The sequence below is a fragment of the Devosia sp. LjRoot16 genome (assembly GCF_964252795.1).
GTDB lineage: Bacteria > Pseudomonadota > Alphaproteobacteria > Rhizobiales > Devosiaceae > Devosia_A.
In genome coordinates this window covers 69,727-95,435 of record NZ_CAXUPH020000004.1, presented here as the reverse complement: position 1 = coordinate 95,435, position 25,709 = coordinate 69,727, and the positions used below count along the sequence as shown (strand labels likewise).

The window sequence follows — 25,709 nt, the reverse complement described above, 5'->3', positions numbered from 1 at the left end:
CGACATCTTGTCGTCCCCTCGCGGGGAGGGGACAGGGGTGGGGGGCGGCGCACACCAGCTTTGCTGCGATCGCCCTTCCCAAACCCGGGGGGCGGTGGTAATCACCCTCGCCAACCCGTGAGCCGGCGACGAGTCGTTCCGCTCACGGGCTTCCGTTTTTCTGATGCTCAGAAGGGAAGGGCCCGACCCTTGGCGAAGATCATTACTTCCATCACCGGCGATAGCGCACTGACGTTCGACGACGTGCTGCTGCAGCCTGCGCGCTCCGATGTGCTGCCGACCGATGTCGACATCCGCACCCGGGTGACCAAGGATATCTCGCTCAATATCCCGATCCTGTCGTCCGCCATGGACACGGTGACCGAGAGCCGCATGGCCATCGCCATGGCGCAGGCCGGCGGCATGGGCGTGATCCACAAGAACCTCGATATCCTGGTGCAGGCCGAGCATGTCCGCGCCGTGAAGAGCTTTGAAAGCGGCATGGTGGTGAACCCCATCACCATCGGACCTGACGCAACGCTCGCCGACGCGCTGGCGCTGATGGAAGCCAACCACATCTCTGGCATTCCGGTGGTGGAGAATGGTGGGCAGGGCGGACGCAAGATCGGCAGGCTGGTCGGTATCCTCACCAACCGCGACGTGCGCTTTGCCAATAACCCGCGCCAGCGCATTGCCGAACTGATGACGCATGAGAACCTGGTAACGGTGCGTGACGGTGTCAGCAAGGACGAGGCCAAGCGCCTGCTGCATGCCCACCGCATCGAAAAGCTCCTCGTGGTCGATGACGATCGCCGTTGCGTCGGGCTGATCACCGTCAAGGATATCGAGAAGGCCCAGCTCAACCCGCATGCGGTGAAGGATGCGCAGGGTCGCCTCCGCGTCGCGGCGGCCACCGGTGTCGGCGACGCTGGCTTCGAACGCTCGCTGGCGCTGATCGATGCCGGCGTTGACCTCCTGGTGATCGACACGGCGCACGGTCACTCGACCGGCGTGCTGAAGTCGGTGGAGCGGGTGAAGCGCGAGAGCAATTCCACCCGCATCGTCGCCGGCAACGTGGCGACTGCCGAAGCCACCCGTGCGCTGATCGAAGCGGGCGCGGATTCGGTGAAGGTCGGCATTGGTCCCGGCTCGATCTGCACCACCCGCATCGTCGCCGGCGTCGGCGTGCCGCAGCTTGCGGCGGTGATGGCCTGCGCCGAAGAGGGGGACAAGCACGGCATCCCGGTGATCGCCGACGGCGGAATCAAATTCTCAGGCGACCTGGCTAAGGCATTGGCCGGCGGTGCGTCTTGCGCCATGGTCGGCTCGTTGCTGGCCGGTACCGACGAGAGCCCGGGCGAGGTCTACCTCTACCAGGGCCGCTCCTATAAGTCGTATCGCGGCATGGGCTCGGTGGGCGCCATGGCCCGCGGTTCGGCCGACCGCTATTTCCAAGAGGAAGTGAACGACAGCCTGAAACTGGTGCCCGAGGGCATCGAGGGCCAGGTGCCGTACAAGGGCGCCGCCGGCAACGTGCTGCACCAGCTGGCCGGCGGTCTTCGCGCCGCCATGGGCTATACCGGCGCGCCCAACCTGCAGGCTTTCCGCGACAATTCGGTGTTCGTGAGGATCTCCGGCGCCGGCCTCAACGAAAGCCACGTCCACGACGTGTCGATCACCCGCGAGAGCCCGAACTACCGCGGCGGCAACTAAGGCCGGCCTGTCACGTTGCTGCCAACTCCACCGGGTCATTCCCGCGAAAGCGGGAACCTCCGTTGGGGATGGCGCAGCAGGCGCAAAAACCGAGGTTCCCGCTTTCGCGGGGATGACTCCGTGGTTCCCGGAAGCAGCGAGGCTATCGGTTGACCTCATTCTGGCTGATCGCCGCCATCCTCGCCCAGGGCGCGCTCGCCCTGGGGCTGCTCTGGTACCTCGGCACCATTCGGCTCCCGATGGTGATGAAGGGCGAGGTGCGGATCGACGACATCGCGCTCGAGCGTAAGGCTTGGCCGAAGCGCGAATGGCAGGCGTCCAACGCCTTCGACAACCAGTTCCAGCTGCCGGTGCTGTTCTATGTCGGGGCTGGGCTGGCGCTCTACTTCGGCCCGACCCCTTTCGAGATCGTGCTGGCCTGGCTGTTCGTCGCGTCCCGCTACGTACATGCCTTCGTGCACATCACCGACAACCATGTGGTCCGGCGCTTTGCCGCCTACCTGGTCGGGCTGCAGCTGCTCTGCGTGTTCTGGCTCGACCTGGTGGCGCGGCTGCTCCTCACACTGTAGCGAGCTTGATCCGCGTGCCGCATCGTGGCACGGACGCGGCTGACGAGAAGAGGATCTTCGCATGAGACTGCCCGGCCGGATTGCCGCCGCCATCGCTGTGCTCGCCGATATCGATGCGCACAAGCGCCCGGTGGCCGAGGCGCTGAAGGCCTGGGGGCTCAACAACCGCTTTGCCGGCGCCGGCGACCGCGCCGCCATCGGCAACCTCGTCTACGACGCGCTGCGCCGCAGGAGTTCGCACGCCTTCGCCATGGGTACGGACGCACCGCGCGCCCTGGTGCTGAGCGTCGTGGTGCGCGAGTGGGGCGAGAACATCGATGAGCTCAACCAGAGCTTTGGCGGCGATCGCTTCGCCCCTGCGCCGATAGATGCCGAGGAGGCGGCAAAGCTTACCGCCGCCGATCCGCTCGCTGGTGCGCCCGACCACGTGCGCGGCGATGTGCCCGAATGGGTCGCGCCGCACCTCGCCGAGAGCTTTGGGGAGGACTGGGTCGCCGAAGCGCACGATCTCTCCGGCCGACCGCCGCTCGACCTGCGCGTCAACACGCTGAAGGCCAACCGCGACAAGGCGCTGCGGGCCCTCGGGCGCTTCGCTCCCGATGCCACCGTCACCATCCCCGAGGGCATCCGCTTTCCCGCCGGCGAGCGCGACAGCCGCACGCCGAACGTCCAGAGCGAGGAAGGCTACATCAAGGGCTGGTTCGAGGTGCAGGATTTCGGCAGCCAGATCGTCGCCGCGCTGGGCGGCGCGCGCGGCGGCGAGCAGGTGCTCGACCTCTGCGCCGGAGCAGGGGGCAAGACCCTTGCCATGGCCGCCGCGATGCAGAACCGCGGCCAGATCTTCGCCTATGACAGCGACCGCACGCGCCTTGCTCCGATCTATGACCGCCTGAAGCGCGCCGGCGCCCGCAACGTACAGGTCCGCGCCCCGGGCGAGGGCGTGCTCGATGATCTCATCGGCAAGCTCGATCGCGTCGTGGTCGATGCGCCATGCACCGGCTCGGGCACCTGGCGCCGCCAGCCGACCGCCAAATGGAAGCTGACGCCCGACCAGCTTGCCCTCCGCGTCGAAGAGCAGCGGGCCATCCTCATCGAGGCGGCGAAGTATCTGAAACCAGGTGGCACACTGGTCTACATTACCTGCTCGGTGCTGCCCGAGGAGAACGCCCGGCAGGCCGCGTCCTTCCTCGAAGCCAACCCGGAATTCAAGGCTGTTGCCGGCAACAAGCTCTGGATGAGCCACTTCTCCGGCGCCAGGCTGCGCGCCCGCTTCTCGCCCGAAGGTGGCGTGTCCCTCACCCCGCACCTCACCGGCACTGATGGCTTCTACATCATCGCCATGCAGCGAGGCTGAGGATGATCCGCGATGATGCCGGCGGCTTGTCGCCCCTGTTCATCTTCACCGTCGGCTCGATCGCCTTCCTGCTGATCGTCGGGGCAGTGGTCTGGTTCGCCATTCCGGGCGTCAGCGCCAAGCACCATTTCGTCTCGCCGTCGGGGCGCGTCGCGCTCGACATCGGCGAGACGTGTGGCGAGGCGAGCTGCGAGCGCCGGATCATCGCCGAGACCATCGCCGCTGACGGCAGCAAGTGGCGCCGCGGCTGCCGGGTCCCACTGACCGATACACATCTCGTGCTGCTCAACGCCTTCCCGCTCTGGGCCGCCGACGAGCAGACGGTTGAGATCGTCTATGCTGATGCCGCGGGGCAGGGCGGCAAATTCCCGCTGAACTTCGCCGCCGACTGTACCGCGACCGAGTGAAACTTGCCTTCGCCTCGCACGTTACTCGAGGCATGAGCACCCTAACGATATCCGACCTCAAGACGCCGCGCGCATTAATCCTGCTGGCGGTTTTCCTTGCCGTAGTGATCGGCGTCGGCGCAGTCATCGGCATCTCGACCGCCCCCGGCGAATGGTACGCCGGCCTCGCCAAGCCGCCGTTCAACCCGCCCAACTGGCTGTTCGGGCCGGTGTGGTTCGCCCTCTATGTGCTGATCGCCATCACCGGTTGGCGCACCTTCCTGAGCGAGCCTGATGGTACCGGCATGAAGCTCTGGTACGGGCAGATGGGGCTCAACTGGCTGTGGTCGCCGGTGTGGTTCTCGCTGCACCTGCTCTGGCCGGCCTTCATCGTGATCATCGCCATCTTCGCGCTGATCCTCATGTTCATCGCCAATCGCTGGGGCCGTGACCGTGTCTCGGCCTGGCTGTTCGTGCCCTATGCGGCCTGGGTCGGCTTTGCCAGTCTGCTGAACCTCGCCATCGCCACGCTGAACTAGCCGGCCTAGTGCAATTCCCGCGAGATCGGCTCACCCAGCGCCAAGCGGGTGAAGCTGACCTCGAGCCCCTCGCCCGTCGGTGAGCAGGTCATCGGGCCGACCTCCACTGTCTCACCCATGCGGAGGAAGCACAGCCGCACCAGTTGCCAGCTGCCATCCGGCTGAAGCAACTGCACCCGCAGCGCTTCGGCATGCCGGGTGAGCCGCAGCGTCACGGCAGCGTCGACCGGTCGATCGAGCTTCAGCACCGACCAATCCGACTGGTCATCGCGGGTCACCACGACCGAAAAGTGCATCGCCCCATCGGTGAACTCGACCCCGCATTTCAGCCAGTTGTCGCCGTCGACGAACAGCATCGCTCCGGCCTGGTCATAGAGGCGCTGGTAGTTGGCGCTGAAACTGAGCTCGAAGCTGAAATCCCCGCTCACCTCGGTGGCGCGAAAATGCCCGTCGGCGTGCTTGAAGCCGTAGAAGGTGTTATTCCAGTAGTCGGTCTCCGGGCCCGTCCGCACCGTCAGCGTGCCGCCGCGCTCCTCGTAGAACGGCGGTTGGTTGCGCCAGAAGGTCTTGCCGGTTTTCATCAGGTCATTCCGCCGCCGCAGTGATTGTCGCCGAACCGGTGCTGCGCCGCTCCTTGCCGCGCGCCCACTGAATCATCGGGTTCTCGACCAGATGATACGACAGGTGCGCCACGGTGAAAGTGATGACCGTGATGATGGTACAGGTAACGATGAAGCGGACGGGATCGGACGACTGCCCGTGGTCGATCTGCGGATCCCAGTAGACCCGCACCAGTTCCAGCACCGGATAGTGCCAGATATAGATGCCGAACGAGATCTTCGCGACATAGCGCGTCACCGGGTTGTCGAGCAGTTGGCCGAGCAGCGCGCTCGATGGCGAGGACGAGAGAAACAGCCCGACCGCCAGCACGAACCAGGGGAAGCCATAGGGCACACCCAGCCAGCCCCAGCCATCGGCGGTCTTGGCCGAAAGCTGCACTTGCATGAGGTAAATGCCCCAGGCGAACGCTGCGAATGCGACAAGGTCGAACAGCGCGTGCCGGTACTTCGCCCAGCGCACCTGTAGTCCGCCGGCCAGCGCGCCGACGGCGAACATGGCGAAGAAGGCGAACGGGTTGAAACGCGGCATCCAGTACTTGGCGCCGCCGATCAGCCCGTAATCCCAGCCGCGCTGGTGCGTGTCGACGCGATAGTAGCGGGCGAACAGCCAGTGCGCGGCGAGCGCCAGCCCGATGACCCCCAACCATATCAGGCGCGATTGCCAGCCCTGGCCGCTCCACCGTCCCAGCAAGAACAGCGCCGCGAAGCCGGCCGGCAGCAGCAGGTATGACGTGACCTCGAAGCTGATCGACCACAGCGGCCCGTTCACCTCGACCGGAAACAGCGTGATCCAGTGCCAATCGGCGACCGTGAAGATGCCGGCGACCAGCCGCAGCACCAGCTGCCCGTCGAGCACCGCGCCGAACACCGTGATGCTGAGGACGAAGGTGACGAGCAGCGCCAGCCAGAAGCCGGGCAGGATGCGGGCAGCGCGCCGCATGGCGTAGACCCGCAGCGATGGCGCCGGCTCACCGCGATCCAGCGCCTGCCAGAACGGCCGCGACAGCAGGAAGCCCGAGAGGACGAAGAACATCGCCACGCCGAACGTGCCGATCTGCGCGAATACCCGAAACCACTCGACGCCGCCGAGCTGATCCTGCCAGCTCATGCGTTGCGCCAGATGGTGGAACAGCACCGTGAGGCACGCAGCCGCGCGTACGAAATCGGCGCCATTCAGGCGGTTATCAGTCATCGGTTCCCCTCGCGTGGCACGCCGCGTCTGCCGCGCGGTAGTTCGTGCAATCGATTTCATTTGGCACCGCCAAGGGTTGCTGCGCAACCCCCTTGCGCTCGCGCAGACGCGTCAGCGACAGGCGCGGCACAAGCGGAGGTAGCGGTTGACGCGAGGCTGTCGCTGCGTCCTACTGGCGCAATACTTATCGTGTAGAGGCCAAATGACTTTTCAGGATTTTGTCACACGGATGATGGATCCAAGTCATCTGCTGACTCACGTGCCGTATGCTCTACTTGTCATCTCTATGCTGATGAACGATATGGGCTGGCTTCGTGCTATTGCCATTGCTGCAGGCATAATACGTATTATCAATCGCGCCTTCTTTGAGATCGACCCGATCATCGTGTTCTGGGAAGTGATCTTCGTCGCGGTGAATGTCGTTCAACTGTTGATCCTCTGGTACTACGCCAGGCGGCATCGGTTTTCCGAGGACGAGCAGCGTTTCGCCTCGATCATGCCCGCCAGCATCGATCGACGAACCGTCCGCCGCTTGCTGCGCCTCTCCAGGCTTCGCCATGCCCACGAGGGCCAGAAGCTGACTGAAGAGGGCAGGGCCGTTAGCGAGCTGGTGTTCATCGCCGATGGCGTGATGCAGATCGAGCAGGCCGGACGAATCGTCGCCGTGTGTGGACCGGGGGATTTCGTCGGCGAGATGAGCTTCGTCACCGGCGCCCCGGCTTCGGCCACTGCCATCGCTGCCAAGCCGGTGCGCTACCTCGCTTTCGAACAGACGAGGCTGCGCGCCGCTGTCGAGGCCGACAGTGATCTTCGCCAGGCGCTCGACGCCAGTCTCAACCACAACCTCGTCGGCAAACTGGCCAAGGCCAACGCCGCCCGTCCTGAGCAGGTCGCTGCAGCCTAGAACATCGAGCCCCTTGTTTGTGACAGTGGGACCGGGCTAGGCCCTCGGTCTCAGTGTTTCCTTTTGTGGTGCACCATGTCGGGCCTGGTTGATCAGTTGTTCGTGGGTTTCACCAACCCGGTCATCCTGTTTGGGCACTTCACCTACTTCCTGCTGATCGTCTCGATGCTGATGCGGCGCATGGTGTGGCTGAGAAGTTTTGCCGTAGCGTCGGGCGTCGCCAAGATCGTCTACCGGGCGTTCTTCGTGTTCGATCCGGTGAGCGTCCTGTGGGAAACAGTGTTCGTGCTGGTGAACATCGGCCAGCTCCTGCTGATCTGGTACTACGAGCGCCACCACCGCTTCACCGACGAGCATCGCCATTTCGTCGACAGCATGCCGCCCAGCGTGGAGCGGCGCGCCCTGAAGCGCCTGCTGGCCTTTGCCACAGTGCGTGAGATCCCAGCCGACGAAGTGCTGGTGCGCGAAGGGGAGGTGGTCAAGGACCTGCTCTATGTCGCCAGTGGCGTCGCGCGGATCGAGAGCGCCGGCCGGATCATCGCAGTGTGCGGGCCGGGCGATTATCTCGGTGAGATGAGCTTCCTCAGCGGCGAGCCGGCGACCGCCACCGTAGTGGCATCCAGGCCGATGCGCGTGCTGGCCTTCGACCAGCAACGGCTGCACGTCGCGGTGGCCTCCGACGCCGCCATCCATCGCGCCATGGAAGCCGGATTGAACCGCAACCTCGTTGGCAAGCTGGTGCGCGCCAACACGACCAGGGTGGCACCCCTCTCGGCATAGGTGCCTTGACCGGGAGGAGGCTTGCACAATCCCCGTCCGGGCTTTATTTCCCCGCCATGACAGACATCGCCGCCGCCCCCGCCGAGTCCATTCTCATCATCGATTTCGGGTCCCAGGTGACCCAGCTGATCGCGCGCCGCCTGCGCGAGACTGGCGTCTACTGCGAAATCCATCCGTTCCAGAGCGCCGCCGAGGCCTTCGCCCGGCTGCAGCCGCAGGGCGTGATCTTTTCGGGCGGTCCTGCCTCGGTGACCGACGAGGGCAGCCCCCGCGCGCCGCAGGAAGTGTTCGATTCGGGCGTGCCGATCCTCGCCATCTGCTATGGCCAGCAGACCCTGGCGCTGCAGCAGGGCGGCAAGGTCGAGGGTGGCCACGCCCGCGAGTTCGGCCGCGCCGATGTCGAGATCAAGGAACAGAGCCCGCTGTTCGATGGCTTCTGGAAAGTCGGCGGGCGTTATCCGGTGTGGATGAGCCACGGCGACCGCGTCACCGAGCTGCCCGAGGGCTTTACCGTCATCGGCACCTCGGAGAACGCGCCGTTCGCCATCGCGGTCAACGAGCGCAAGCGCTACTACACCACCATGTTCCACCCCGAGGTGGTGCACACTCCCGATGGCGGCAAGCTCCTCCAATCCTTCGTGCACAACATCGTTGGGCTCAAGTCCGACTGGACCATGTCGGCCTATCGCCAGCGCGCTGTCGACAAGATCCGCGCCCAGGTCGGCAAGGGCAGGGTGATCTGCGCGCTCTCGGGCGGCGTCGACAGCTCGGTTGCGGCGATCCTGATCCATGAGGCGATCGGCGACCAGCTGACCTGCGTCTTCGTCGATCATGGCCTGATGCGGATGAACGAGGCCGACGAAGTCGTCTCGATGTTCCGCGACCACTATAATATCCCGCTCGTCCATGTTGACGCTGCCGACAAGTTCATCGGCGCGCTCGAAGGCGAGGCGGACCCCGAGACCAAGCGCAAGACCATCGGCCGGCTGTTCATCGAAGTGTTCGAGGAAGAGGCCAAGAAGCTCGGCGGTGCGCAGTTCCTGGCGCAGGGCACGCTCTACCCCGATGTGATCGAGAGCGTCAGCTTCTCGGGCGGCCCGTCGGTCACCATCAAGTCGCACCACAATGTCGGCGGCCTGCCTGATCGTATGAACATGCAACTGGTCGAGCCGCTGCGCGAGCTGTTCAAGGACGAAGTCCGGGCGCTCGGCCGCGAACTCGGCCTGCCCGACCGCTTCGTCGGCCGCCACCCGTTCCCCGGCCCCGGCCTCGCCATCCGCCTGCCGGGCGGCGTGACGCGCGAGAAGCTCGATATTCTCCGCCGCGCCGACGCTATCTATCTCGACGAGATCAGGAAGGCCGGGCTCTACGACAAGATCTGGCAGGCCTTCGCCGTGCTGCTGCCGGTGCAGACCGTCGGCGTGATGGGCGATGGCCGCACCTACGAGTTCGTCTGCGCGCTGCGCGCCGTCACCTCGGTCGACGGCATGACGGCGGATTTCTTCCCCTACGACATGAACTTCCTCGGCCGCGCCGCCACGCGCATCATCAACGAAGTGCGCGGCATCAACCGGGTGGTCTACGACGTGACGTCGAAACCGCCCGGCACCATCGAGTGGGAGTGAGTTCGCTAAGCCGCATCGCCGCGGCCTCCGCCGTTCGGCCGACGCCGCGGCAACTGGCCTGGCAGCAGCTGGAATTCTACGGCTTCATCCATTTCGGCATGAACACCATGACCGATCGGGAATGGGGCCTCGGGCACGAGGATCCCGCCCTGTTCGATCCGGCGCAGCTGGATGCGGACCAGTGGGTCGAGAGCCTCGCCTCGGCCGGCATGCGCGGGCTGATCCTGACCTGCAAGCACCATGACGGGTTCTGCCTGTGGCCGAGCGCGGTCACGCGACACTCGGTGGCGTCCAGCCCATGGCGAGGCGGTCAAGGGGATCTCGTCGCAGAAGTCTCGGCGGCCTGCGCGCGTCGTGGCATGAAGTTCGGCGTCTACCTGTCCCCATGGGACCGCACCGAGCCTGCGTACGGCACCGGGGTCGGCTACGACGACTTTTTCGTCGCGCAACTGCGGGAACTGCTCTCGGGCTATGGCCCGATCTTCTCGGTCTGGTTCGATGGCGCCAACGGCGAAGGCGCGGCCGGGAGGAAGCAGTACTACGACTGGGACCGCTACTTTGCCGTGGTCCGGGAGTTGCAGCCCGATGCGGTGATCAGCGTCTGCGGTCCCGACGTGCGCTGGTGCGGCAACGAGGCCGGACACACCCGGCCCAATGAGTGGAGCGTGGTGCCTGCCTCGCTGCGCGATGCCGAACGCACCGCGTCCAATTCGCAGCAGGTCGATGACGGGAAGTTCTCGCGTCAGGTCCGCTCGGACGAACAGGATCTGGGGAGCCGGGCGGCCATCGGCGCCTCGAGCGATCAGCTCGTCTGGTACCCCGCCGAGGTGAATACGTCGATCCGGCCGGGCTGGTTTCACCACGCCAAGGAAGACGCCGAGGTCCGATCCGCCGGCGAGTTGTTCGACATCTACCGCGCATCCGTCGGCGGCAACGCCACGTTCCTGCTCAACGTACCTCCGGACCGCGCCGGCCTCGTCAGTGCGGCAGATCGGCTCGTACTGTCGCAATTGGGAAAGCGCATCGCGGGCCTCTACGATGCCGATATCGCCCCAGCGGCCACCGCGTCGCCCGCTGGTGCGCTGGACCAGGAAGGCGCATGGATCATCGACTCCACCGGCGCCAGCCTCGTTCTGTCGTGGCCGGAGCCGAGGCGGATCGCTGGCGTGATCGTCGATGAGGACATCGCCCTGGGCCAGCAGGTCGAGCATCTTCTGGTGGAGGTCCGAACATCAGGTGATCGCTGGCTTCCGGTCGCCGAATGCGGCTCGGTCGGCTATCGCCGGATCATCTCGTTCCCCGCCGTGGAGGCCGACGCCGTCAAACTGTCGGTCACCGCCGCGCGGGGGGCGGCACGACTGCGAAGCCGGGTCTTGCAGGCCGGGGAGGCTGGCTGATCTCATGGAGCAGGACCGTCCAGACGGGGTCTCGGCCCGCATGGTGCGCCTAGGGTATCTCGTCGCCGGCTTCGCCCTTCTCGCGCTCGGCATCATCGGCGCTTTCCTGCCGCTGATGCCGACGACCATCTTCGTCATTCTTGCCGCCGGCTGCTTTGCCCGCTCCAATCGCCGGGTCGAGGCATGGTTGCTCAATCACAAGAGTTTCGGCCCGACCATCAAGGCCTGGCGGGCCGAGGGCGCCATCTCGCGGCGCGGCAAGTCGCTGGCCACGGGCGGCATGGTGCTCGGCTATGTGCTGTTCCTGATCGGCGCGCGCCCCGACCTGCCGCTGGCGCTCTTCGTCCTCGCCGTCTTCGGCGCCTGCGCCTGGTACGTGCTGTCGCGGCCGGAGCCGTCGTGATGCCCGAGGGCGCAGCCGGGCTTTAGCACGCGGCCACATAGACAGAGTGTTTCACGGCCCTCGGGGCACCGTGAGGCCTCAGCAGCAGGGGCCATCGTCGGTAGGTGTCCGGCTATGCGTCCTTCCTCATCAGTGTGCGTCCTGGCTCGTCAGCGGCCCGAAAAAGCCGATGACGCGGGTTACTCGCTTCTGGTTGGGGTCGAGGAAGGCGATGTCCAAACCCTCGGGGAAAGACGATCCGTCGGGCATCACAAACTTCCAGGCAAAGCGCGCGACCCCATGATGAGCATCCACATCGCTCGTCCGAACAATCCGGGCGCCGGGATGCCTGGTCTGAATGCTGGCGATATGCGCGAGCAGCTCTTCCGCGCCAGCGGCATGGACCGTGGGATCGGTGTAAGTGGCCCCATCGCCCCATATCGGCAGCAGTAACTCTCGTCGCTGCTGGGCATCTTCTCGAGACCACGCGGCGCAGTACCTATCGATGAGCAGCGGCAACGACATTCTGTGTGCCTCCAGACTTTCCCATGAATTGCGATAACGCCGCGAAATCGTCCTGCAGGTGGCCAGCAGCAATCGCCCTCTGGAACATCGCGTCGTAAGCGTCGACCACCGAGCGGTCGATCGCGCGGGCGTCCATCACCTCCAGCAGGTGCTGGAATGCGCTGTAGTGCGGGGAGATCGACGAGAGCGTCTCGTCGTCGCTGGCAAAGCGGCCGGCTTTCGTCCGCCTGATGAGGTCGGCGACGAGGCCATCGACAACAGGCGCTGTTGCGGTCCACTGCCTCGCCAGCTCGCTGAGGTCGATCTCTTCGGCCTGGCTCACCGCGATTGCATGGAGAGTTCCGAACAGCGCGCCCCACATCAGCGCCAGCAGCGCGCTGTCGAGTGCATTGGCCCGCCCCGGGTCGTCCCCGACATGCTGAACATTGCCGCCCAGGGCACGAAACATGTCCGGGTTCGCGTCGAAGCTCGGCCTTGGTCCCGAGATCAGGATCGTGCCGGCCTCGGTGCCGATGAAATCCGGTGTGGCCATCATCGCGCCGTCGAGGTAGCTGGCCCCGTGCCCAGCAAACCAGTTATGGGCCTCGCGTGCTCCACCCGGCGTTCCGGAGGTGAGTTGCACGATCAGCTTGCCGCGCAGGGCCGAGGCAACGGCATCGTCGCGTAGGAGTGCGGCAGCCGCCTCATAGTCGGTTACGCACACGATGATGATCTCAGCCGCACTGACGACCTCCGGGATGGACGCCGCGACGGTGGCGCCGAGCGCGGCCAGCGCTTCCGCCTTTGGCTTCGTCCTGTTCCAGACCGTAGTCTGGTATCCTGACTGAAGCAGGGCTCGGGCGAGAGCCGATCCCATGCGACCCGTTCCTACGACACTGATTGAAAGCTTCATTGCAACACCCCATCTCGATTGCTTGCCGGTGACGCAGAGCTGGGGTGCGGGGCGATGAGCGCCAATACGCACGGCGGCGTAAGTGGTTACCTCTGGGTAAGGGAGGATGAGATGCCTGCGGAAAATGGATTCTCGACGGCGATGAGGATGGTTTCCGGCAAGTGGAAGATAGATATCCTCTGCGAACTCGGAGCAGCGCCACGCAGGTTCGGCCGGTTGCGGCAGTCGATTCCGGCGATCAGTGAAAAGGTGCTGACGCAGCACCTTCGGGAACTGGAGGCTGACGGGCTGGTGCACCGAACGGTCCATCCCGGATCGTCGATAAAAGTGGTCTATTCGCTGACCGAGAGCGGAGCGGCGCTCAATGCCGGAGCGGCGGGGCTATGCAGCTGGGGTGAGCAATTCCCTTCCCCCACCAGTGTTGCGCAATCCGGCAACGTCGAGGCGCCCTCGAGCTGCTCGGTCCGCTAGCAATCGCATCGGGCAGCGGTGCGTGCACCCGCGCCGACTACTGCGGTCAGCCCTTCACCCGGATGCTCACATTGCCGCTGCCGTGCTGCAGCACCAGGTTGTAGAGCCGGCGGGCGTTCTCGGGGGAGAGGCGGACGCAGCCATGCGAGGCGACGCGTCCCAGGCGCTTGGTGTCATAGGTGCCATGAATGGCGTAGCCGCCGCGAAAGAAGATCGAATACGGCATCGGCGACCAGTCGTATTTCTTGGAATAGTACTCCTTGTACATCCGCTGTACGCCATAGCTGCCTTTGGGTGTGGTGTAGCCTTTGCGGCCGGTAGAAACGTCGAAACTGTATTTCGGGGCGCCGCTTACCGACACCCGCATGTGCTGATCCGATAGGTCGATGACGATGGAGACGTTGGCGGCGGTGGCGGGTGTTGCAATGGCGAGAAAGGCAACAAGCAGTAAAACGCGGCTGAACATCTTGATGAACTCGAACTGGCGCTGTCGAAAGCTTCGCGCCAGCCCGTTGCAGACAGATTAATTTGCTCGCTTGCATCTGCAACTTCACGCGCTCGTGACCCCTGGTGAGCATGGCGTGTCCGTTGGGAACACCCGCGTCTGCGGGTTTGCATTCGCGCGGACGCCTCACTATGGTGCGCCGAAATTCGACCCCGTTTCACTTGAGCTTCATGTCCAACGAAAACATCATTCGCGAAATCGACGAGGAACTGCGCAGCGACCGCGCGCGCAACCTGTGGCGTCGGTTCGGCCCCTATGTGATCGGCGCGGCCGTAGCCATCGTCCTTATCGTGGCGGTGAAAGAGGGCTGGGACTGGTGGCAGAACTCGAACTCGGCCCAGTCGTCGGACCAGTTCTATGCGGCGCTGCAGCTGGCCGACGGCACCGATGCCGAGGCAGCCAAGAAGGCGCTCGACGAGGTGATCGCGGCCAACCACGGCGGCTATCCGGTGCTCGCGCGCTTCCGCGAAGCCGCGCTGCTGGCCAAGGATGGCAAGACCGCCGAGGCGGTGGCGGCCTATGACGCCCTCGCCGCCGGCCAGCCCAACAAATATCTGCGCGAACTGGCGCTGGTGCTCGCCGCGAACCTTTTGGTCGACGGCGGCGATGTCGCCCAGGTCGAGCAGCGCGTCGGCGGCCTCGTCGGCTCCGCCAGCCCGATGCGCAACGCCGCCCGCGAGGCGCTGGGTCTCACCAAGTACAAGGCCGGCGATCTTGCCGGTGCCCGCCAGAGCTTCGAAGATGCGGCCAACGATCCGCAGGCGAGCCAGGAGCTGCGCAGCCGGCTGACCGTCTATCTGGCGCAACTGGTGGCCGAGGGCGTCGCCCCGCCGGTGGCGGAAGCGGCCGCGACCGAGACGCCTGTGGTCGTTGACCCTGCTACCGCCGCGCCGGCTGCGACTTCGGTCGGCGACGGACCGGCGCTCGATACCGCTCCGGCGCCCGAGGCCGCTCCCGCCATGGAGGCGCCGGCGATGCAGGCTGCTCCCGCGATGGAAGCCGTCCCGCCCGCCACTACGGACGCACCCGCGTCCACGGACGCACCCGCGTCCACGGACGCACCCGCGTCCACCGAAGCACCTGCCGCGCCCGCGAACTGAGGTTCGCGTCCGGCTCTAAATACTGGGGTCTCGCTTGACCGTTACCGTCGCCATTGTCGGCCGTCCCAATGTCGGCAAGTCGACGCTGTTCAACCGGCTCGTCGGGCGTAAGATCGCGCTCGTCGACGATACGCCGGGCGTCACCCGCGATCGTCGTGAAGCCGAGGGTCGCATCGCCGACCTGCGCTTTAAGGTGCTCGACACCGCCGGCTACGAAGACAAAACCGACGGTTCGCTCGAAGATCGGATGCGCCAGCAGACCGAGATCGCCATCCGCGATGCCGACGTCATCCTGTTCATGATCGACGCGCGGGCAGGGGTGATGCCGCTCGACGAGCGCTTCGCCCAGGTGTTGCGCCGCGCCGGCAAGGACGTGCACCTGATCGCCAACAAGGCAGAAGGCAAGGCCGCCGATCCGGGCCTGCTGGAGGCGTACAATCTCGGCTTCGGCGAACCCGTGGCGCTCTCTGCCGAACATGGCCTTGGTCTCTCCGACCTGCACGCCATTGTTTCGAAAGCCGTGGATGCGGCCGCCGAGAAGGCTGAGGCCAGGGCGCCGTCACTGGATGTGATGCCCGAAGTCGATGTCGACCTGCCGGTCGATGACGGCTCGACCGAGGAGGGCCCGGTCAAGCGCTGGGATCCCAAGCGCCATCTCAACGTGGCGATCATCGGCCGCCCGAACGCCGGCAAGTCCACGCTGATCAACCGCATGGTCGGCGAAGATCGGCTGCTGACCGGGCCGGAAGCCGGCATCACCCGCGACTCCATCCTGGTGCCGTGGGAGTACGAGGGCCGGACCATCAACCTGGTCGATACCGCCGGCATGCGCCGCAAGGCGCGGATCGAACAGAAACTCGAAAAGCTCGCGGTCAGCGATTCCCTCCGCTCGATCCAGTATGCCGAAGTGGTGGTGCTGCTGCTCGATGCGCAGATCCCGTTCGAAAAGCAGGACCTGACGCTGGCCGATCTGGTTGAGCGCGAAGGCCGCGCCCTGGTGATCGCTGTCAACAAGTGGGACACCATCGAGGACAAGAATGCCAAACTCGCTGAGTTGCGCGAGCAGTGCGAGCGCTACCTGCCGCAGCTCAAGGGCATCCCGCTGGTCACCATCTCGGGCCTGCAGGGCCGCAATATCGACAAGCTGATGTCCGCGATCTTCGCCATCGAGCGCAAGTGGAACAGCCACGTCTCGACGGCGCGGCTCAACCGCTGGCTGAGCGGCATGACCGAAAGCCATCCGCCGCCGGCCGTCTCGGGGCGTCGCCTGAAGCTGCGCTACATGACGCAGGCCAAGATCCGGCCGCCGAGCTTCATCCTGTTCGCCTCGCGCCCCGAAGCCGTGCCGAACGCCTACCAGCGCTACCTGGTCAATGGCCTGCGCGACGCCTTCGACATGCCCGGCACCCCGATCCGGTTGTGGCTGCGGGGCGGCAAGAACCCGTTCGACAAATCCGATAAGTAGCGGCGGCGGTCGCCGTGACGGCCGCCGCCACCTGGCCTAAATCCACTGCGGGACCACACTCGCGTAGCGTGCACCAACGCCGCCGTCCGGGAGGATCTCCCTGATCCGCGCGAGATCTTGGGCGCTTAGGGTCAGATCCGCGCTGGCAACATTCTCCTCAAGCCGTGCGATCTGTCGTGTGCCCGGGATCGGCACAATGTCGTCGCCCTGCGCCAGCAGCCAGGCCAGGGCCAACTGCGATACCGTGGCGCCCTTGCTGGCAGCGAGATCGGTCAGCTTCCGCACCGCCGCGACGTTCTTCTCGTAGTTGCCGGGCTGCCAGCGCGGGTCATGTCGGCGCATGTCGTTCTCCTCGTACTCGGCGGCCGGCTTGACCGCGCCGGTGAGGAAGCCGCGGCCGAGCGGCGAGTAGGGAACAAAGCCGATCCCCAGTTCGCGGGTCAGCGGCAGCAGCGCCTCCACATCGCGCTCGAACACCGAGTACTCGGTCTGCAGCATGGTCACCGGGTGCACCGCGTGCGCCTTGCGGACCGTCTGCGGGCCGGCCTCGCTCAGCCCGAAATACTTGACCTTGCCTTCGCCAATGAGATCGCTGACGGTGCCGGCGACATCTTCGATCGGCACGTTCGGATCGACGCGGTGCTGGTAGAGCACGTCGATGACCTCGACGCCGAGGTTGCGCAGGCTGTTCTCTGCGACCTCGCGGATGTGTTCGGGGCGGCTGTCGGTGCCGTAGGAGCGGGTGAAGCCGAACTTGGTGGCGATGACGATGTCGTCCCGGAATCCCTTGACCGCGCGCCCGATGAACTTCTCGTTTTCGCCCCAACCGTATAGCTCGGCTGTATCGAAGAAGGTGACGCCAAGTTCGTAGGCGCGTTGGATCGTCTGCAGCCCGGCCGTTTCGTCGGCGGCTCCATAGGCGAGGTGGAAGCCCATGGCACCGTAGCCAATGGCGGAAACTTCGGGGCCGTTGGCGCCCAGGGTGCGTTTTTGCATGCTGCGGTTCCTCTCGTGATGGCAGGCCCGGAATGTAGGGTGGCGCAGGGCCGAGCCGATGCCCGATGGTCCCGAATGATTGCCTGATCCTGCCGGTCGCTTGATCTTTCCGGGCAATCGGCGTCCGGTACTCAGATGATCGAACTCGCTGAACTGCGCGCCACCGCCTTCAGGCATGCCGGCTCCATCCATCCCGCGTTGCCGAGGCTGCGCGTCTACCGGCTCGACCAGCCGACCGAACCGGCGGCGCTGGTCTACGATCCCGTGGTTTGCCTGGTGCTGCAGGGCGCCAAGCGCACCTTCATCGGCAACCAGGTGCTGGAGTACGGCGCCGGCGCCTGCATCATCGTCGCCGCCGAACTCACCGCTATGGGCCAGATCAGCGAGGCTTCGCCGGCCGAACCCTACCTTGCGGTCAACCTCAACCTCGACCCGGCGGTGATCTCCTCGCTGCTGCTCGACATGGGCGGGATGGCCGAGCCGACGGCGGCCCCGGGCTTTGGCGTCAGCCAGGCGAGCCCGGCATTGCTCGATACCTGGCGGCGGCTGGTGGACCTGCTCGATCGGCCAGAGGAAATCCGCGTCATGGGGCCCAACCTCGAGCACGAGCTGATGTTCCGCCTGCTGACCGGACCGCAGGGCGCGCTGCTGCGGCAGATCGCCGGCTCCGACTCGCGCCTTTCCCACATCCGCCGGTCGATGGCCTGGGTGCGCCAGCATTTCGCCGAACATCTGAGTGTCGAGGCGATGGCAACAGTCGCCGGCATGAGCGTTTCGGTGTTTCACCGCCGCTTCAAGGCGGTGACCGGGCTCAGCCCATTGCAATACCAGAAGCATATCCGCCTGCACGAGGCGCGCCGGCGCCTCGTCATCGAGCACGCGGAGGCGGGCACGGTGGGGTACGCTGTCGGATACGAAAGCGCATCGCAGTTCAGCCGTGAGTACAAGCGCCTGTTCGGCGCGCCGCCCCGCCGCGACGCTGATGCCCTCCAGACGATCGTCGACGCCAGCCCGTAGTCGAACCGGCGCAACAGAACATCGCATTGCGCCCAACCTGAACGCGGCTATACTCCCGGCCTCTTAAGCGACCCGATGCTGAGTGCGGGGCCGCAACCTTGAAACGACATTGTTCCTCGAAATTCTGATTGTCGCCGTCCTGACGCTGGTCAACGGCCTGCTTGCAATGAGCGAACTGGCGGTGGTCTCGTCCCGCCCGGCACGCCTCAAGGTCCTCGCCGCCGAAGGTAAGCGCGGCGCCACCGTGGCGCTGAAGCTGCAGGAAGACCCCGGCAAGTTCCTTTCCTCGGTACAGATCGGCATCACCCTCGTCGGGGTGCTCTCCGGCGCCTTCTCCGGCGCGACGCTGGGTGAGCGCCTCGGCGACACCCTGATCGGCGCCGGCATCAATCCCACCGTCGCCGCGCCGCTCGGCGTCGGCATCGTGGTCATCATCATCACCTACCTGTCGCTGATCGTCGGCGAGCTGGTGCCCAAGCAGATCGCGCTGCGTGATTCCGAGGGGGTGGCGACCCGAGTTGCGCCGGCGATGGCGCTGATCGCCTCGATTGCGGCGCCGCTGGTCTGGCTGCTCGACATCTCGGGCAAGCTGGTGCTGCGCCTGCTCGGCCAGAGCGGCGAGACCGACGAGCGGGTGACCGACGAGGAGGTAAAAACCCTCATTGCCGAGGCCGAGCATGCCGGCGTGCTCGAGACCGAAGAGCGTCACATGATCTCGGGCGTCATGCGGTTTGCCGACCGTTCGGCCCGCGGCCTGATGACCCCGCGTCTCGATGTCGAGCTCATTGACCTGAGCGAGACGCAGGAAGAAATGATCGAAAAACTCCGCGCCACCCGCCACTCGGTGCTGCCGGTGCAGGACGGGGCGGTGGATACGATCGTCGGCGTGATCGTCCGCAAGGACCTGGTCGAGAACGTCCTGGCCCGCGAGCCGCTGGACATGCGTACGCTGGTCAAGCAGGCGCCCGTGGTGATGGATCGCTCCAGTGCGCTCGATGTGCTCAAGGCCATCCGTGGCTCGCTGGTGCACATGGCGCTGGTGTTCGACGAATACGGCCACTTCGAAGGCATCGTCACGCCCGGCGATATTCTCGAGGCGATCACCGGCGCGTTCCAGGAGGAAGAGGGCGACGAGAAGGCCTATGTCACCCGCGAGGATGGTTCATACCTCGTCTCGGGCTGGATGCAGGTCGACGAGTTCCAGGCGCACCTCGGCGTGCCCGTTCCCAAGGACGCCAAGTTCGAGACGGTCGCTGGTTTTGTGCTGGCCGAGCTTAATCACCTGCCGGCGGTGGGGGAGGTCTTTGATCGCGGCCACTGGCGCTTCGAAGTGCTGGACCTCGACGGTCGTCGCATCGACAAGATCCTGGTGACGCGGCTGAACTAGCCGCCCGCTGGCACGAGCCGTTAGCTCCCCTCCCCCTTGAGGGGAGGGGTTGGGGGTGGGGGTCCATCGGTGATCACAGAACCACCCCCTCCCTCAATCCCTCCCCTCAAGGGGGAGGGAAGCAGGGCCTAGAGCGGCCGCAGTTCCGACTTTTCCCAATCGAACAGCATACGGTTCTCGGTGAACTCCGGCGCGATCATGTCGATCAGCTTGGGGGTCAGCGCCGCGGGGCGGGGCAGGGTGTCGGGGTTCTCGCCCGGCATTGCCTTGGCCCGCATCGCGGTGCGCACGGCGCCTGGGTAGAACACGTTGACCCGCACCGGCGTGATGCCGCCGACTTCGGCGGCATAGCTCTTGGCCAGCGCTTCGACCGCCGCCTTGCTCGCCGCATACGGGCCCCAGTTGGCGCGCGCCGAGCGCGCCGACGACGAAGAGATGATCACCACGCGGCCCGCCACCGACTGGCGCAGCAGCAGGTCGAGCGAGCGGATCAGCCGGTAATTGGCAGTGACGTTGAGGCCCATCAGCTTGTCGAACTCTTTGGGCTCGACATGCGCCAGCGGGCGCAACTCGCTCAGCATCGCCGCATTGGCGACGAACCCGTCGAGGTGTCCCCAGCGCTCGAAGATCGCATGCCCGAGCCGGTCGATGCCGTCGAAATCGCTGAGGTCCATCGGCACCAGCGTGGTGCTGCCGCCGGCTTGCTGGATCTCGTCATCGAGTTCTTCCAGCCCACCGATGGTGCGCGCCACAGCAATCACATGCGCCCCGCGCCGCCCCGCTTCGAGCGCCGCCTGATAGCCGATGCCGCGCGACGCGCCGGTAACGAGGACGATCTTGCCGGCAAGCGAGTTGGTGGTCATGCGTGAGATTCCCTGGAGTTTCGGCCCGGGTTCTAGCGGGGGAGCTGAATGTGGGGAAGGGCAAAGGTGTCACAGCGATGGCCGGTAGGCCGGTGGACCCCACTCTTGTCCCTCCTCGCAAGGGGGAGGGAGACGACAGTCTCAATGTCAGTGTAGGGGGTCTCCCTCCCCTCGGGGCGCTACCGCGTCCCCCTTGCGGGGAGGGAACAGGGGTGGGGGTCAGCGCGGGCCGGATTTCTGGATCATTCCAGAACCCCGTCAGCTCGCTTCCTTCATTAGCGACAGCGTCTTGGGATCGTTCTTGCTGCGGCCATTGAGGTCGGTGAGCTTGGTCGGATAGTCGCCGGTGAAATGGTGGTCGGTGAACTGCGGGCTGAGCGGGTTGCGTTTCACTCCGCCGACCGCGTCGTAGAGCCCGTCGATCGACAGGAACGCCAGTGAATCCGCGCCGATGAACCGGCACATCGACTCGAGGTCGGGGTGCTGGTTGGCGAGCAGGTTCTCGGGGTCCGGCGTGTCGATGCCGTAATAGTCGGAGTAAAAGATCATCGGCGAGGCGACGCGGATATGCACCTCGCGCGCGCCGGCTTCGCGGATCATCTGCACGATCTTCACCGAGGTGGTGCCGCGCACGATGGAATCATCGATCAGGACGACGCGCTTGCCTTCGATCTCGGCACGGTTGGCCGAGTGCTTCAGCTTCACGCCAAAGGCGCGGATCGACTGGGTTGGCTCGATGAAGGTGCGGCCCACATAGTGGTTGCGGATGATGCCGAGCTCGAACGGGATGCCGCTCGCCTGCGCATAGCCGATCGCCGCTGGCGTGCCGCCATCGGGCACCGGCACCACGACGTCGGCTTCGACCGGCGCTTCCTTGGCGAGGTTGATGCCCATGCGCTTGCGCGCCGAATAGACCGGGCGGCCGGCGACGATCGAGTCCGGACGAGCGAAGTAGACATACTCGAACAGGCAGATGCGCTCGGGGCGGGGGGCGAACGGCTTCACCGAGTCGATGGTGATGGTGCCATCCGGCTGGGTCTCGCAGATCACCACTTCGCCGTTCTCGACATCGCGCACGAACTTGGCGCCGATAATGTCGAGCGCGCAGGTCTCCGACGCAAAGATCGGCTTGCCGTCGAGGTCACCCAGCACCAGCGGGCGGATGCCGTTGGCATCGCGTGCGCCGATCAGCTTGGTGCGGGTCATCGCCACCAGCGCGAACGCGCCCTCGAGATGCATCAGGGCATCGATGAAGCGATCCGAGGAGGCGATTTTCTTGGAGCGGGCGATCAGGTGCAGCACCACCTCGGTGTCCGAGGTCGACTGGCAGATGGCGCCCTGTGAGATCAGTTGCTTCCTGAGCGTCAGGCCGTTGGTGAAGTTGCCGTTATGGGCGATGGCGATGCCGCCGACTTCCAGTTCGGCGAACAACGGCTGCACGTTACGCAGGATCGTCTCGCCGGTGGTCGAGTAGCGCACATGGCCCATGGCGAGGTGGCCGGGCAGGCGTCCGACAGTCGCCGGGTCGGTGAAGTGATCGCCGACGAGGCCGAGCTGGCGTTCCGAATGGAACTGTTTGCCGTCGAAGCTGACGATGCCCGCCGCTTCCTGTCCGCGGTGTTGCAGCGCGTGCAGGCCGAGTGCGGTGAGGGTTGCGGCCTCGGGGTGGCCGAGGATGCCGAACACGCCGCACTCCTCGCGCAGCGTATCATGGTCCCATTCCGCGATCGGTTTGGCGTTCTGGGTCATCGGGCACCTCCAGGGTTCAGGTCGGGCCAAACAAGACGGGACCGCAGATGCGGCCCCGTTCACAAATATGCAATGCGCTCACCCGAATTTCATCAGGCGTTAGGCGCGGCCCCCTCGGCCGGCGGCTCCAGCGGCGCGTCGTTCTCGAGCTGGTCGGTGCCCTCTTCGTTGGGCACGTCAGCATCCGGCGTCGGCACGTCGTCAGGCGACGCATCCTCGCCCGTGCCGCCACCGGCGCCACGCTGCAGGATGTCGGTGACCTGCTTCTCGAGATCAGGCGGCAACAGCGCTATCAGGCTGTCGCCGAAATTGCGAAGGATCGGCAGCGAGCGCGACTCGGCCGCCCAGGAGGGCAGGTTCGAGGGCATCAGCCACAGCCCGAAGATCACCACGATCACCGCAATCAGCACCCCACGGGCGACGCCGAAGATGAACCCCAACGTGCGGTCGAGCGGCCCGACGCGGCTGTCGACGACGAAATCGGCGATCCGCATGGTGATCAGGTGGAGGATGATCAGCGCCACGATGAAGGTGCCGAGCACCGTCACGATGTCGGCCACGATCGGCTCAGCGATATAGCCGCGCGCGATCTCTTTGTGGTTGAAATAAGCATAGGCGGCAATCGCCGCGGAGCCCGCCCAGGTCGCTAACGACAGGATTTCACGCGTGAATCCACGGGCCGTAGCCAGGATCGCCGAAATCAGGACGAGAACGCCGATGCCGACGTCAAATGCAGTCAACATAGAGAAAATCCGCCCCTGGGACCCGCTTCAGGGTCCCGTGTAACCATTAATCGTGGCAAAGCCAAGCACGGAGGATGAGGTGCATGGCCGATGTTCACGGAAAGCAGATGGCGTGGCCAAAGCGCTACTCTGCCGCCTGCCGCTGACCACGGGCCGCGATACGTCCGATGAGCTCGGCGAGCTCGGCATACTCGCCCACGGCGATGCCGTTGGGCACGTCGCCCTTGCCCAGCCGACCGGTTACCGCGCCCAGGAAACCGAGCTTCTGCGCCTCGCGCAGGCGCTGCGCCGCATGGGCCACCGGGCGTACGCCGCCGGCCAGCGAGATCTCGCCGAAATAGACATTGGACGAGGGGAGAGGCGAGCCGGTCAGTGACGAGATCAGCGCCGCCGCCACCGCCAGGTCGGCCGCCGGCTCGTTGATTTTCAGCCCGCCCGCGACGTTGAGATAGATGTCGTTGGCGCCGATCCGCACCCCGCAGCGCGTCTCCAGCACCGCCAGTACCATCGACAGCCGCGACGAATCCCAGCCGATCACCGCGCGGCGCGGCGTGCCGAGCGGCGAGGGCGAGACCAGCGCCTGCACTTCGCACAGCATCGGGCGTGTGCCTTCCATGCCGGCGAACACGGCGGAGCCTGCCGCGTCCTTGTCGCGCTGGTCGAGGAACAATGCCGAGGGGTTGGCCACTTCGCGCAGGCCCAGCGTCGACATCTCGAAGACGCCGATTTCGTCGGTGGCGCCATAGCGATTCTTCACGCCGCGCAGAATGCGGAAGGTGTGGCTGGAGTCGCCCTCGAAATACAGCACCGCGTCGACCAGGTGTTCGACGACGCGCGGCCCGGCAATCTGCCCATCCTTGGTGACGTGTCCGACCAGCACCACGGCGGCGCCGGATTTCTTGGCGAAGCGGGTCAGCGCCTGCGCCGAGGTGCGCACCTGCGTCACGGTACCCGGGGCGCTCTCGACCCGATCGGTCCACAGCGTCTGGATCGAATCGATGATCACCAGGTCCGGCGGCGGGCCGTTCTGCAGCGTGGCGAGGATGATCTCGACATTGGTTTCAGACGCCAGCAGCACGGGACGATCGCCCAGCTCCAGCCGCTGCGCCCGGAGCCGGATCTGCGCCACCGCTTCTTCGCCGGAGACATAGACGATGCGCCGGCCGCGTTCGGCCAGCGCGGCCGCCGCCTGCAGCAACAGGGTGGATTTGCCGATGCCCGGATCGCCACCGATCAGCACCGCCGAGCCCATGACGAAGCCGCCGCCGGTCACCCGATCGAGCTCGCCGATGCCGGTCTCGACCCGCGCCGCCGTCTCGGTTTCACCGGCCAGCGGCAGCAGCTCGATCGGCCGGCCGCCGGCGATTGCCGATTTCGGCCCGGCGCCGACGCCCGAATCGACGATCTCCTCGACGATGGTGTTCCACTCGCCGCACGCCTCGCACCGCCCCTGCCACTTGGTGGTCAGAGCGCCACAGGCCTGGCAGACATAGGAGGTTTTGGTACGCGCCATGAGATGCCCCGGAGGAGTCGACGACAGGTAGCCGACTATACGGGCAAAGGCAAGAACGAAGAGTGAACAACCAGCGGCCGCAGTCACCGGTCTCGTCTCCCCTTTGCGGGGGAGAATTCCAAGGGGCCCATGGTGGGCCCGACCTTGCCATCTCACCGGCTGTCATCCCAGCGAAAGCTGGGACCCACTTCGTCGCCCGCACCAGCTGAGAGTTGGGTCCCAGCTTTCGCTGGCATGACACGCGGTGGGAGCGGAGGCCCTGTGCCTCCCATCGGCGCCAACGGGGAGATGGGCTGGTGGAGCGTCCGTGCCTTCACCGCCGTGGCCACTCCCCGATCACCTCATACCGTCCCTGCCCATAAAAACTGCGGACCAGCGCGAACCCGTCCACCCGCAATGTCGGCGGCCGCTCCAGCACCACCTCGGGTGCGTGCACCCGGTCGTAGCAGAGCGTCAGGTGGAACGCCTCGCTGGGGGCCGAGCGCACCTCGAAGCCGCGCTCCAGCATGCCCCAGCGCAGCAGCCGGGCCAGCTCCACCAGCGGCGTGTCCGAACCGGGGCGCAGCACCAGCGGCGGCGAGCCCACCTTGCGACGGAAACTGGCGAGCCGGGTGAGGGCAATATCGAACGGCTGAAAGCCGATCGCCTCACCGGTCGCCATCGCCACCGCGAGGTCGCTGCCGCTCAGTTCCTGGTAGAAGCCGACGCCGACCAGCGAGATATGGAGCGTCGTCGCCGGCAACAGCGCCGCCGTGATGCCGTAGAGGCGCCGCTGCTCGTCGACGATCTCCTGCAAGACCGGGCGGATCCCGCCACCGACCAGCACCGCGAAGAAGACCGGGTCGCGCCCCTGTCGTGGCGGCACCCTGATCGACTTGAGCGGCCGCGTGTCCTCAGCGAACATCGACAGCTGTGGCAGATCGGTCATCTCATCGGTCCTCCGGCTTAGGGACACACAAGGAACCAGTGAGGCTGAACGGTAGTCAAGAACAAAAAGAGAACAAATTGCACCGAAGCGGTGCGCTCGACCTTCGCCCAACTTG

The 25,709-nt window shown here is 65.7% G+C and carries 26 protein-coding genes; 15 read left to right on the top strand and 11 right to left on the bottom strand.

The features are described 5' to 3' along the window. The first annotated feature begins 189 nt into the window (after nucleotides 1-189). The 5 genes from guaB (at nucleotide 190) to ACSQ23_RS18395 (ending at nucleotide 4,540) form a co-directional block, all read left to right on the top strand. The gene (guaB, locus tag ACSQ23_RS18415) at nucleotides 190-1,692 is read left to right on the top strand and encodes an IMP dehydrogenase (RefSeq protein ID WP_055879419.1); all 1,503 of its coding nucleotides are present in this window, start codon (nucleotides 190-192) and stop codon (nucleotides 1,690-1,692) included. A gap of 149 nt (nucleotides 1,693-1,841) precedes the next feature. After that, nucleotides 1,842-2,261 carry an MAPEG family protein gene (locus ACSQ23_RS18410; RefSeq protein WP_436091463.1) on the top strand — a complete coding sequence of 140 codons (420 nt, stop codon included), beginning with the start codon at nucleotides 1,842-1,844 and terminating at the stop codon, nucleotides 2,259-2,261. Nucleotides 2,262-2,322: 61 nt separating this feature from the next. Beyond that, nucleotides 2,323-3,615 carry an RsmB/NOP family class I SAM-dependent RNA methyltransferase gene (locus ACSQ23_RS18405; RefSeq protein ID WP_055879413.1) on the top strand — a complete coding sequence of 431 codons (1,293 nt, stop codon included), beginning with the start codon at nucleotides 2,323-2,325 and terminating at the stop codon, nucleotides 3,613-3,615. Nucleotides 3,616-3,617: 2 nt separating this feature from the next. After that, nucleotides 3,618-4,022, top strand: a complete 405-nt coding sequence (locus ACSQ23_RS18400; protein ID WP_436091462.1) for a hypothetical protein — start codon at nucleotides 3,618-3,620, stop codon at nucleotides 4,020-4,022. Nucleotides 4,023-4,054: 32 nt separating this feature from the next. After that, nucleotides 4,055-4,540, top strand: coding sequence for a TspO/MBR family protein (locus tag ACSQ23_RS18395; protein ID WP_055879408.1), 486 nt, complete (start codon nucleotides 4,055-4,057; stop codon nucleotides 4,538-4,540). Nucleotides 4,541-4,545: 5 nt separating this feature from the next. Here ACSQ23_RS18395 and ACSQ23_RS18390 read toward each other — a convergent pair whose 3' ends face one another. Both ACSQ23_RS18390 and ACSQ23_RS18385 read right to left on the bottom strand, forming a co-directional pair. Beyond that, the gene (locus ACSQ23_RS18390; RefSeq protein WP_055879406.1) at nucleotides 4,546-5,121 is read right to left on the bottom strand and encodes a DUF1349 domain-containing protein; all 576 of its coding nucleotides are present in this window, start codon (nucleotides 5,119-5,121) and stop codon (nucleotides 4,546-4,548) included. A gap of 4 nt (nucleotides 5,122-5,125) precedes the next feature. Then, nucleotides 5,126-6,352, bottom strand: coding sequence for an acyltransferase family protein (locus ACSQ23_RS18385; protein ID WP_055879403.1), 1,227 nt, complete (start codon nucleotides 6,350-6,352; stop codon nucleotides 5,126-5,128). Nucleotides 6,353-6,554: 202 nt separating this feature from the next. Between ACSQ23_RS18385 and ACSQ23_RS18380 the strand changes: the two genes are divergently transcribed. From ACSQ23_RS18380 to ACSQ23_RS18360, 5 genes are all read left to right on the top strand, one after another. After that, nucleotides 6,555-7,256: a cyclic nucleotide-binding domain-containing protein gene (locus tag ACSQ23_RS18380; protein ID WP_082528115.1), complete on the top strand. Its 702-nt coding sequence runs from the start codon at nucleotides 6,555-6,557 to the stop codon at nucleotides 7,254-7,256. Between the two features lie 75 nt (nucleotides 7,257-7,331). Then, nucleotides 7,332-8,036 carry a Crp/Fnr family transcriptional regulator gene (locus tag ACSQ23_RS18375; protein WP_436091461.1) on the top strand — a complete coding sequence of 235 codons (705 nt, stop codon included), beginning with the start codon at nucleotides 7,332-7,334 and terminating at the stop codon, nucleotides 8,034-8,036. 56 nt (nucleotides 8,037-8,092) lie between these two features. Then, a complete protein-coding gene (guaA, locus tag ACSQ23_RS18370; RefSeq protein ID WP_055879397.1) occupies nucleotides 8,093-9,661 on the top strand; it encodes a glutamine-hydrolyzing GMP synthase in 1,569 nt (522 codons plus the stop codon). Further along, the gene (locus ACSQ23_RS18365) at nucleotides 9,658-11,058 is read left to right on the top strand and encodes an alpha-L-fucosidase (RefSeq protein ID WP_436091460.1); all 1,401 of its coding nucleotides are present in this window, start codon (nucleotides 9,658-9,660) and stop codon (nucleotides 11,056-11,058) included. Before guaA ends, ACSQ23_RS18365 begins: the two co-directional genes overlap by 4 nt. 4 nt (nucleotides 11,059-11,062) lie before the next feature. Continuing rightward, nucleotides 11,063-11,461 carry a YbaN family protein gene (locus ACSQ23_RS18360; protein WP_055879395.1) on the top strand — a complete coding sequence of 133 codons (399 nt, stop codon included), beginning with the start codon at nucleotides 11,063-11,065 and terminating at the stop codon, nucleotides 11,459-11,461. A 129-nt stretch (nucleotides 11,462-11,590) separates the two neighbouring features. Here ACSQ23_RS18360 and ACSQ23_RS18355 read toward each other — a convergent pair whose 3' ends face one another. Together ACSQ23_RS18355 and ACSQ23_RS18350 are read right to left on the bottom strand one after the other, a co-directional pair. After that, the gene (locus tag ACSQ23_RS18355) at nucleotides 11,591-11,965 is read right to left on the bottom strand and encodes a hypothetical protein (protein WP_436091459.1); all 375 of its coding nucleotides are present in this window, start codon (nucleotides 11,963-11,965) and stop codon (nucleotides 11,591-11,593) included. After that, nucleotides 11,940-12,857, bottom strand: coding sequence for an NAD(P)-dependent oxidoreductase (locus ACSQ23_RS18350; RefSeq protein ID WP_055879389.1), 918 nt, complete (start codon nucleotides 12,855-12,857; stop codon nucleotides 11,940-11,942). The genes ACSQ23_RS18355 and ACSQ23_RS18350 overlap by 26 nt, the downstream gene beginning before the upstream one ends. A gap of 54 nt (nucleotides 12,858-12,911) precedes the next feature. Between ACSQ23_RS18350 and ACSQ23_RS18345 the strand changes: the two genes are divergently transcribed. Next, nucleotides 12,912-13,328, top strand: a complete 417-nt coding sequence (locus ACSQ23_RS18345) for a winged helix-turn-helix transcriptional regulator (RefSeq protein ID WP_436091458.1) — start codon at nucleotides 12,912-12,914, stop codon at nucleotides 13,326-13,328. A gap of 46 nt (nucleotides 13,329-13,374) precedes the next feature. Here ACSQ23_RS18345 and ACSQ23_RS18340 read toward each other — a convergent pair whose 3' ends face one another. Continuing rightward, nucleotides 13,375-13,794 (bottom strand): L,D-transpeptidase, encoded by a 420-nt coding sequence (locus tag ACSQ23_RS18340; protein ID WP_055879384.1) that lies wholly within the window; start codon nucleotides 13,792-13,794, stop codon nucleotides 13,375-13,377. Nucleotides 13,795-14,003: 209 nt separating this feature from the next. Between ACSQ23_RS18340 and ACSQ23_RS18335 the strand changes: the two genes are divergently transcribed. Further along, nucleotides 14,004-14,933 (top strand): tetratricopeptide repeat protein, encoded by a 930-nt coding sequence (locus tag ACSQ23_RS18335; RefSeq protein WP_436091457.1) that lies wholly within the window; start codon nucleotides 14,004-14,006, stop codon nucleotides 14,931-14,933. Nucleotides 14,934-14,967: 34 nt separating this feature from the next. Beyond that, on the top strand, nucleotides 14,968-16,398 hold the full coding sequence (der, locus tag ACSQ23_RS18330; RefSeq protein WP_055997562.1) for a ribosome biogenesis GTPase Der: 1,431 nt from the start codon (nucleotides 14,968-14,970) through the stop codon (nucleotides 16,396-16,398). Between the two features lie 36 nt (nucleotides 16,399-16,434). Here der and ACSQ23_RS18325 read toward each other — a convergent pair whose 3' ends face one another. Further along, complete coding sequence (locus tag ACSQ23_RS18325; protein ID WP_436091456.1) at nucleotides 16,435-17,394, bottom strand: aldo/keto reductase; 960 nt, start codon at nucleotides 17,392-17,394, stop codon at nucleotides 16,435-16,437. A gap of 135 nt (nucleotides 17,395-17,529) precedes the next feature. Here ACSQ23_RS18325 and ACSQ23_RS18320 point away from each other — a divergent pair, with 135 nt between their 5' ends. Beyond that, nucleotides 17,530-18,411 carry an AraC family transcriptional regulator N-terminal domain-containing protein gene (locus ACSQ23_RS18320; RefSeq protein ID WP_436091455.1) on the top strand — a complete coding sequence of 294 codons (882 nt, stop codon included), beginning with the start codon at nucleotides 17,530-17,532 and terminating at the stop codon, nucleotides 18,409-18,411. A 124-nt stretch (nucleotides 18,412-18,535) separates the two neighbouring features. After that, on the top strand, nucleotides 18,536-19,798 hold the full coding sequence (locus ACSQ23_RS18315) for a hemolysin family protein (RefSeq protein WP_436091786.1): 1,263 nt from the start codon (nucleotides 18,536-18,538) through the stop codon (nucleotides 19,796-19,798). 128 nt (nucleotides 19,799-19,926) lie between these two features. Here the strand turns inward: ACSQ23_RS18315 and ACSQ23_RS18310 are convergent, their stop codons facing one another. The 5 genes from ACSQ23_RS18310 to ACSQ23_RS18290 form a co-directional block, all read right to left on the bottom strand. After that, a complete protein-coding gene (locus ACSQ23_RS18310) occupies nucleotides 19,927-20,661 on the bottom strand; it encodes an SDR family NAD(P)-dependent oxidoreductase (protein WP_436091454.1) in 735 nt (244 codons plus the stop codon). 258 nt (nucleotides 20,662-20,919) lie between these two features. Continuing rightward, nucleotides 20,920-22,410, bottom strand: a complete 1,491-nt coding sequence (gene purF, locus ACSQ23_RS18305) for an amidophosphoribosyltransferase (RefSeq protein WP_055879366.1) — start codon at nucleotides 22,408-22,410, stop codon at nucleotides 20,920-20,922. Between the two features lie 92 nt (nucleotides 22,411-22,502). Then, nucleotides 22,503-23,153, bottom strand: coding sequence for a CvpA family protein (locus ACSQ23_RS18300; protein ID WP_055879363.1), 651 nt, complete (start codon nucleotides 23,151-23,153; stop codon nucleotides 22,503-22,505). Nucleotides 23,154-23,277: 124 nt separating this feature from the next. Further along, on the bottom strand, nucleotides 23,278-24,666 hold the full coding sequence (radA, locus tag ACSQ23_RS18295) for a DNA repair protein RadA (RefSeq protein ID WP_055879360.1): 1,389 nt from the start codon (nucleotides 24,664-24,666) through the stop codon (nucleotides 23,278-23,280). 313 nt (nucleotides 24,667-24,979) lie between these two features. Further along, on the bottom strand, nucleotides 24,980-25,594 hold the full coding sequence (locus ACSQ23_RS18290; RefSeq protein WP_436091453.1) for a 2'-5' RNA ligase family protein: 615 nt from the start codon (nucleotides 25,592-25,594) through the stop codon (nucleotides 24,980-24,982). Between the last annotated feature and the right edge of the window lie 115 nt (nucleotides 25,595-25,709).

Bases quoted from the DNA above. Each gene is read 5' to 3' on its own strand.
- ACSQ23_RS18405 (WP_055879413.1), top strand. From the start codon at position 2,323: ATGAGACTGCCCGGCCGGATTGCCGCCGCCATCGCTGTGCTCGCCGAT.
- ACSQ23_RS18400 (WP_436091462.1), top strand. From the start codon at position 3,618: ATGATCCGCGATGATGCCGGCGGCTTGTCGCCCCTGTTCATCTTCACC.
- ACSQ23_RS18395 (WP_055879408.1), top strand. From the start codon at position 4,055: ATGAGCACCCTAACGATATCCGACCTCAAGACGCCGCGCGCATTAATC.
- ACSQ23_RS18390 (WP_055879406.1), bottom strand. From the start codon at position 5,121: ATGAAAACCGGCAAGACCTTCTGGCGCAACCAACCGCCGTTCTACGAG.
- ACSQ23_RS18385 (WP_055879403.1), bottom strand. From the start codon at position 6,352: ATGACTGATAACCGCCTGAATGGCGCCGATTTCGTACGCGCGGCTGCG.
- ACSQ23_RS18380 (WP_082528115.1), top strand. From the start codon at position 6,555: ATGACTTTTCAGGATTTTGTCACACGGATGATGGATCCAAGTCATCTG.
- ACSQ23_RS18375 (WP_436091461.1), top strand. From the start codon at position 7,332: ATGTCGGGCCTGGTTGATCAGTTGTTCGTGGGTTTCACCAACCCGGTC.
- guaA (WP_055879397.1), top strand. From the start codon at position 8,093: ATGACAGACATCGCCGCCGCCCCCGCCGAGTCCATTCTCATCATCGAT.
- ACSQ23_RS18360 (WP_055879395.1), top strand. From the start codon at position 11,063: ATGGAGCAGGACCGTCCAGACGGGGTCTCGGCCCGCATGGTGCGCCTA.
- ACSQ23_RS18355 (WP_436091459.1), bottom strand. From the start codon at position 11,965: ATGTCGTTGCCGCTGCTCATCGATAGGTACTGCGCCGCGTGGTCTCGA.
- ACSQ23_RS18350 (WP_055879389.1), bottom strand. From the start codon at position 12,857: ATGAAGCTTTCAATCAGTGTCGTAGGAACGGGTCGCATGGGATCGGCT.
- ACSQ23_RS18345 (WP_436091458.1), top strand. From the start codon at position 12,912: ATGAGCGCCAATACGCACGGCGGCGTAAGTGGTTACCTCTGGGTAAGG.
- ACSQ23_RS18340 (WP_055879384.1), bottom strand. From the start codon at position 13,794: ATGTTCAGCCGCGTTTTACTGCTTGTTGCCTTTCTCGCCATTGCAACA.
- ACSQ23_RS18335 (WP_436091457.1), top strand. From the start codon at position 14,004: ATGTCCAACGAAAACATCATTCGCGAAATCGACGAGGAACTGCGCAGC.
- ACSQ23_RS18325 (WP_436091456.1), bottom strand. From the start codon at position 17,394: ATGCAAAAACGCACCCTGGGCGCCAACGGCCCCGAAGTTTCCGCCATT.
- ACSQ23_RS18320 (WP_436091455.1), top strand. From the start codon at position 17,530: ATGATCGAACTCGCTGAACTGCGCGCCACCGCCTTCAGGCATGCCGGC.
- ACSQ23_RS18310 (WP_436091454.1), bottom strand. From the start codon at position 20,661: ATGACCACCAACTCGCTTGCCGGCAAGATCGTCCTCGTTACCGGCGCG.
- purF (WP_055879366.1), bottom strand. From the start codon at position 22,410: ATGACCCAGAACGCCAAACCGATCGCGGAATGGGACCATGATACGCTG.
- ACSQ23_RS18300 (WP_055879363.1), bottom strand. From the start codon at position 23,153: ATGTTGACTGCATTTGACGTCGGCATCGGCGTTCTCGTCCTGATTTCG.
- radA (WP_055879360.1), bottom strand. From the start codon at position 24,666: ATGGCGCGTACCAAAACCTCCTATGTCTGCCAGGCCTGTGGCGCTCTG.
- ACSQ23_RS18290 (WP_436091453.1), bottom strand. From the start codon at position 25,594: ATGACCGATCTGCCACAGCTGTCGATGTTCGCTGAGGACACGCGGCCG.